Origin of the sequence: Pseudomonas caspiana, assembly GCF_002158995.1 — a bacterium.
GTDB classification, from domain to species: Bacteria; Pseudomonadota; Gammaproteobacteria; order Pseudomonadales; family Pseudomonadaceae; genus Aquipseudomonas; species Aquipseudomonas caspiana.
Map to the genome: position 1 here is coordinate 134,839 of NZ_LOHF01000018.1, position 7,122 is coordinate 141,960.

The 7,122-nt window shown below is 56.0% G+C and carries 2 protein-coding genes; one reads left to right on the forward strand and one right to left on the reverse strand.

The annotated features are described in order from the left end of the window. Positions 1-56: 56 nt before the first annotated feature. Positions 57-6,197 (reverse strand): membrane-targeted effector domain-containing toxin, encoded by a 6,141-nt coding sequence (locus AUC60_RS19585; protein WP_087271386.1) that lies wholly within the window; start codon positions 6,195-6,197, stop codon positions 57-59. Positions 6,198-6,452: 255 nt separating this feature from the next. On the opposite strand from AUC60_RS19585, the gene tssI reads away from it, so the two are divergent. After that, the coding region (tssI, locus tag AUC60_RS19590; protein ID WP_144443279.1) for a type VI secretion system tip protein TssI/VgrG at positions 6,453-7,122 on the forward strand (670 nt) is incomplete at its 3' end.

Genomic DNA, 7,122 nt, shown 5'->3' on the forward strand with positions numbered 1-7,122 from the left:
AACGCGTTATCGTTGATCGCGAGCAAGCTCGGCTCCTGCCAATATCCCGGTGATGTTTATCCGACTCGCGTCAGGTTGATCTCCTCCAGCCCGACAATCAGGGCATCCATGTCTTCATAAGGTTGCAGGTTGACCGAAGTCCACGTGGCTCGCTCCACATAAACCTGCCCTCGGGCGTTAACCCTCACGGGCGTGCGATGAATCGCGTGGTCTCGCGAGCGATGGACGATGACCGGCAAACTATTCTCACTTTCTTCCACCAGAAACATGCCCGGCCTGATCAGTCGTTCTTCGACAGGCAACGATTGTGCAGGTCTGACAGCAGCGACTGGCTGGAGAGTTTCCATTTCCAACCGGAAGTCGCTTTTGACAAAGCGCTGTTGGCTGCTCAGCGTATCGGTCAGCTTTTCACCCGGATCTATCGATATACCTCGAGCCTGTCCAGGCCTCACATCAATCACTCGAACACCGATACCGCCTTCCAGCTCGGCGAGGCCCGGCACGATTTTTTCGAAGGTGTTGGCATGGCTGTTACCAACCAGGGCGATCCATTTGTGGGCGCCCATAACTTCCTGATGTTTGCGCACTGTGCGTGAAGCGAAGTGACTGAACATCTGTTGACGGGTGGTCGGCGCCAGATTATCGAGGTCTCTGAGGTAGTAACTGGCGCTACAGTCGATGGCCCTGATTTCCAGGCCCTGTCCTCGTGCTTTATTGATCAGTTGCTCAAAAGTGTAAACACCATCGATATCGGTGTGATGCCCTCGGTCCAGCTTCTTCAGATCATGAAGCAGGGTTTTGCTCATGTGACCGGTCTCGACGAAACGATCCAGGTCGGCCTGATGTACGTCGCTAAGCAGATGCTCAACGTAAAGCGTTTTAACATCTTGTCGGGCCAGCAGCGGTAAGTTGTCGATGATCAACTGCTTGCTGGCAATGGATGAGTGGGCCTCGCCAATGACTACGCCGTTGGCATGTTGATAAAGGTCTTCGAGAAAATCGCTATGGCCCATGCTTGGCGCAACGGCTGGCATTGGCGGGCGAGCTGGCAGCTCCCTGCTGATGATGGTGCGGGCATCTTTCTGCAATGTGTTGCGCAGGTTGAAGAATTGATCGCTGACCAGCGCGTGCTGTTTGTTGACGCTGAAATAACGTGAGTCCAGTCCGCGACTTTCGAAATTGATCAACTCATGCAGCGTGTGGTGTGTTTCGGCAGGCATCGAATAGACGGGGTCCTGCAACGATAGCTGTATCGCCGTGGGTGGCGTTTCAGCGGGCCAGTGCTGTGCGTCGACGGGTTGCCAGCCGCTGGCGTCGTTCCATTCAAAGCCTGGTTTACCCGTATAAGGGTTATCGATTTCGGCGCTGATTTTTCCGTGCATCTGTCGATAAAGCGCGTCATCGAGTCGGCTGGGTGGCGAGTGCTTCAGGACTGCTGCAAGGCTTGATGCGTCTTGATCGCGGATCAGCGGATTAGCCATTTCGATCTTGAAGTCGGCCTTGCCATACGCAGTCCCTGTTTCTTCAATTTCTCTACTGATAATGGTGGCTCGACTGTGGGGCACGTCATGTACGCGTACGCTGATCGCGCCTTGCAACTCGGCAATGCCAGGGACTTGTTGGTAAGTAGTGGCCAGCTTCTGGTCAAGCAATGCCACCCAGCGGTGTGACGGGTGAGAGGTAACGTCGGCGCTGATAAGGATATGAGCGAAAAAGTTGCTCATTTTCTGTTCGGTTGCAAGGTCGCCCACAGCTGTTGCCACCGGGTTGTTAGACAGTGGGTAGCTGACCGAAGAACTGAGCGGTCGAACTTCCAGACCGTGGTGGTGTGCGGTCTTTATCAAGTGGTAGTAGTCGTATTCCTTGCTGCGGTTTTTCAGTGCGCCGCTGTTGAGGTCTTCCAGCCAGAATTTCAGATCACTGGAGCCTGCTTTGCTTCTGGCCCCCAGCTTTCGGTACTTCTCCAGCTTGTACATATGAAGGTCGGTGAATAGATGCTGGATGTACAGGACCTTCACATCCTGCTCAGCCAGTGCGGCCATGTTCTCGATCAGCAAACGCTTGCTGGCGATCGATCTTGGGGCCTCGCTGATAACCAGAGCGTTGTTGTTTTCAAAGATTTTTTTGATCAGCCCGATTGCTCCTGCGTTGACATCGAGCTGCGGCAACGCCGGGCGTGGTGAAGGGACGAACGAGGTGAAAAACGCCTGGGCGTCGGCGTAGAGCTTTTCTCTTTGTGTGGTGAACGTCGAGCGCATGTCGCTGAAGATGAACTCGAAATACTCCTCAAAATCCAGCCCCAGCATTTCCCCCGATCTGCCGGTATTACTGATGCCTCTGAAGTGCGGGCGTAACTGTAGTGGTAGTTCGTAGGGCACGACTGCCGCAGTGATGGCATCGGCGGTTGTCGTTGTCGGTTCACTTACCAGCGGCTTGAATGAGTCGTCCATGCCGCCACGCAGGTTGGATCGTTCCAGTAATTGCCATTTGTTCTGATCATCCAGCCGTACCGGACGCCTGCCGAAAAACGCGAATGGATTCTGTGGATCGATGATGTTCCAGCAGCGCGCACCTGCATCAAATTGAACCTCGAAAACCTGAGTTCCGAGTTCGATGTAGTACTTGTTGTTGACCACGCTGACGCCCTTGGCATGGCCGGACGACAGCGCGATTGTATCTTTCAGTGACAGGTTCACTGAGAGCCCCTGTTTTGTACCGTCGGCACTTGCGTGGGCTGGCTGGCTCAGAGGTCGCCATTTCCCGTCAAGGTCGCGTCGGGCGAACTCCCCGGTTGGCAGTGCTGTCTCGGTTTGATCGCTAACGCCTTTGTACACAGACGCGTGACCATTCACGTTCGGCTTGCTGCGCCAGAAGGTTTCCCCTTCAAGGTTGACCGGGTGCAGATCAGCCTGACTTGGCGTGCGCGTGATGTTTTTCGCAGCCGGGAGTGCTGACGCGTGTTTGGCGTTGTTATCAAGTTGGCGCAGCGCACCGAAGCCTTTCATGCCGGCTGACAAATCCCCGGCAGCGCCCAGCGTGTTGAACAGTGAGCTGAGAATGTAGGCGCTGGCGGTTTCCCGGTCGCCGTTGGCGAAGGCTTGCAGCGCTTTCATGCTGTCGTGCAGGGAAAGCAGGGCGCCGACCGCAAAGCTGGCGGGCGGGAAGGGTAGCGTGACAACGGTGGCGAGCAGCTCGAATGTTGTCCAGGCTAGCTTGGCCAGCATGTCACTGCGGCCGGTGGTGGTGTCTTCGACATCACGCAGTTGTCGTTCGAGCGGGCGATTGAAACAGATGTCCTGAAAGTCCTTCACCGCATCACGAGGTGTAACCGGTGCTTTGCTTTTACCACCCTGCTCCATGTCACGGAGAAAAAATGCCAACTTGCGGCGCGCGTCAACCCGGCAGCGGTCCTTGTAGTAATCAATCATGCCAGCGCTGGAGAGCGAGGCCTTGAAGTCGCTCAACAGACGAAACTCCAGGCCATCCGGTGCCTGCGGGGTGTAGAGCATTGCCCCTTGAGTGACATCGGTGGATGACAACACATAACAGCCCTGTACGGTTTCAACCTGAGTCAGCTCGACCCTGACAGGCGAAATGATGTTGTAGAGATCTTTCGCTATTTCGCCCGCCTGCGGAATATCGGTAGCTATCAGTGGGTTTTCCAGGCGCAGTTGCAAGGTGCGCAGGGGGTGGCGGCGTCTTGCCTGGCTGTCAGTCTGGTGTAGATGATCCATGGATAGCCTGAGCCATTGATACTGCCCGGGGACGAGTTGGCCTTTGAGATAGCTGCGTAACGCGGCCGCTTTCATTTGCAATACGGTGATCTGCAGGCTGCTGCGTCGGCGATGCTCGTAGCCGGGAGAATCCGGCGCGAGCAGAGTGTCCCTGACCAGCTTGATGTAGTCATCGCTAAGCCATTTACCATGCACCGAGCGTGCGACTTTCTGTGCGGTCAGTGGCGTCAGGTCAATATGCGGCGGGCCACTGAATGTGGCTTGGGTATCAGCGCTACTGTTGAGGAAACCGAGGGTGTCGTCATGACCGTTGCGCAGCATCTGCGTATAGCTGAGCACTTCGCGTTGGGAGGTAATGATGATCTGGTCTGGATCGACACTGCCTTCAGCCACGCCCAGCAACTCGCTGATTTTTTTGCTGGCGCGCTGATGAACATAGTCTTCGAATGCCTGAGCCTGAGCGGGCGATTTTGCGTTGAGGTTTTGCGTGGCACCAGCTATCGCGTCCTCCAGAGCCAGCAACTCCTGCTGCTCGACAGGCGTGGCGCGCACGTACCAGTCCGGGATTCGTTGCGCCTGATCGGCAGCAGCCACCCGCACATGTTGGCGCACGAATTGCCCAAGGGCCTGGTTGTAGTGGCTACGGCTAATGAGTTGAACGTAATTGGCTGGCGGATAGGGTTTCAGGCGTAAAGCGGCGAAGCGCTTCTCGAGGTTCTCTCGGCTCGACGCAGGAACCTGTTTGAGCAAGTAGCGGCTCATTTCAGGCGATGTGGTCCAGCTGACCAGTTCGTGTGTTAGCTGAGTCTGGTTGTCGAAGCCCTGAAAGCGTTGTGTCCGCGGCGCATCGGCAGCAAACATGATCAGTCGCTCAACACGCCCCTGGCTGTCGTTCTTACGAAAAACCAGTATGCCGCCCAGAATGTCGCCGTCATTGAGCTTGATCTGCTGGACTTGCAGGTTTGGCGTCTTCTGCCCCGTTGGATCCGCTTCGATTTGTTCGATGATGGCGAAATCTTCGGTCAGGAGATGCCCCTGCATCCTTGCCGCGTGAGCCAGCGCTGTAACCTGCTTGCGTGTCAGATCGCGCATCAACTGCTGATTGTGTTCAGAGGCATAGGCTATGCGTTGGTACTCGCGAAACGCTGTGCCCAGCTTCAATTCATCGACCAGTTTCGCCAGATAGGCGTTGGTCAACAGTGGATGGCTCATCTGCATGAGCGAGCCGTCCATTTGGACGGTGGTAAGCGTCTGGAAGGCAGAATTGGCATCACGATCGCCGGGATGCAGCCCGTACAACGCCAGGTGCAGCAGCGAGCGTTGTGTCGTATAGCGTTCGCCGGTGATAGCCAGTCGGCGCTGCGTCGTGACTATCACCTGTTCGGGGTCCAGCTCATAGCCAAGGTCAGAAGCGAGGCGGGCGCGCAATTGAACCCGAGCGAAGTGATCATGCGACGACGCGCCACCCAAGGCGCTGAGCAGTGCCGTGCGGGCCTGTTCGTAATGGGTCAGACGCTGCTGATATTGATTGAGGTCGCTCGGGTCGGCGATCTTGATCCAGTGAGGCAGATGCCGACGTTGTTGGCGTTCCCAGTAAGCCATTTCGCGTTGTGCAAGCATGGCGCCGGGACCAAACAGACCTTGCATGCCAAGAGCCGCGTCAAGTCGCGCCGTTTTATTACCGGGTGCCTGCGTATCGAAAACGGCATGACGTACGTCTTCGCGTTGTTTGTGGAGTTGGCGCTTGAAAGCATGTGCAAAGGGATTGCCGGTTACCGCTTGCAACTGCAGGTCAGCGGCGGTGAAGGGCTCCAGATAGAGATTTGGATCCTGGGTGATGGTCTCCAGTAATCGCTGGTCACGCTGCTGGGCATTGTTGAACAGCGCATGGCGTAATACATCGTTGTTGAGCCACTGAACGAGCGCTTCGCTAAAGACGGTCCGGCTCGCGAAACCCTCTGCACCGACGCCGGGCAATACCAGTAAGGTCAGGCCTGTCATGGAAATGAAAACCAGAGCCCCAGCGATTTCAATGGTCGTCCTGTCATTGAGTTGCACGTGCAGAGTGAACGTCTCCAAAGACGTTTCAATCTCTTTGCTGGCCGTTGGCAGAGGTAGGCAGATGCTGTACTGCGTTTCTAGATTGCGTTCATGATTTTTGACAATCACCTCGTTGCGCAGCGTCTGCTCCATGCCTTCGATGAACAGGGCCTTGCGGCTATTGCCCTTGGCGCTGGTTGCTTGCCAGAAGTCGTGGAGTTGTTCGAGCAGAGCGGTTACTTCAGCTTCTTTGGCTGTTTCGTCCTGCCCGCCAGGCGGCTCAACGGTTGCTGTGCTGGCTTTGGGCAATAACTTGAGCTCATCGTTGAGCGTGACATCTAGAGCGCTGAGCTGCTGCAAAGCGGCAGCCGCCAATGGCAGGGTATCTGCTGGGGCAGTGGGGAGCGGAGTAAGTTGTTGCATAGGTGTCGATAATCCTGAATGACTGAATGGTGCAAAAGCGCGGTCCAGAAGCTGTGCCGCTTATTGGGTCAATCAATCAGGAGTGGGGAGGGTGGGGGTGTTAGATAGTTAGTGGGTGTGTCCGGTCTTCCAGTTGTTTGGCGGCGAAATATGCATTTGCAGAAACGTCCCACAGATAAAGCGACATAAACCTGACTGACGATTTATCCGCTTGGGTGCAAAGTCCCGCCTTTTACCCAGGCCAAGGATTCGCCCATGTTCAACCCCGCCAATCGCGCCTCGTTCACGCTGGACATCGCCGGGCTTGAGCATGACTTACGAGTGCTGGCCTTCACGGCCAAAGAGTCCATCAGTCGTCCGTTCAGCGTACGCATCAAGTTGGTCAGCGAGCGGGCCAATCTCAAACTGGAAGAGCTGCTGCACCGTCTGGCGTTTCTGAAAATTGACGCTGACGGTAACGGTTTTCACGGACAGATTGGCGAAATTGCCCAGGGTGATTCGGGCAAGCGCTTCACCCACTATTACATCCAGTTGGTGCCCAGCCTCAAGCGGCTGGTATACCGCCGCAATCATCGGATCTTTCAGGGCAAGACGGTCCCGGACATCATCGCGCTGGTCCTCAAGGATCACGCCATCTTCAGTAATGCGTATGCTTTCAGGCTGCGCGAGCCTTGCAAGCCCCGCGACTACTGCACCCAGTATCAGGAAACCGACCTGCATTTCGTGCGCAGGCTGTGTGAAGAAGAGGGCATCCACTTTCACTTCCAGCACAGCCCGAGCGCGCATCTGCTGGTGTTTGCCGACGACCCGATTCAATTGCCGGTGCTCAAACCTGCGGTCGCGTATATACAGAGCAACGGGCTGGTCGCAGAAGCTTCGGTTATTCATAAATTCAATGTTCGTCTCGCCACCCGATCGGGCAAGG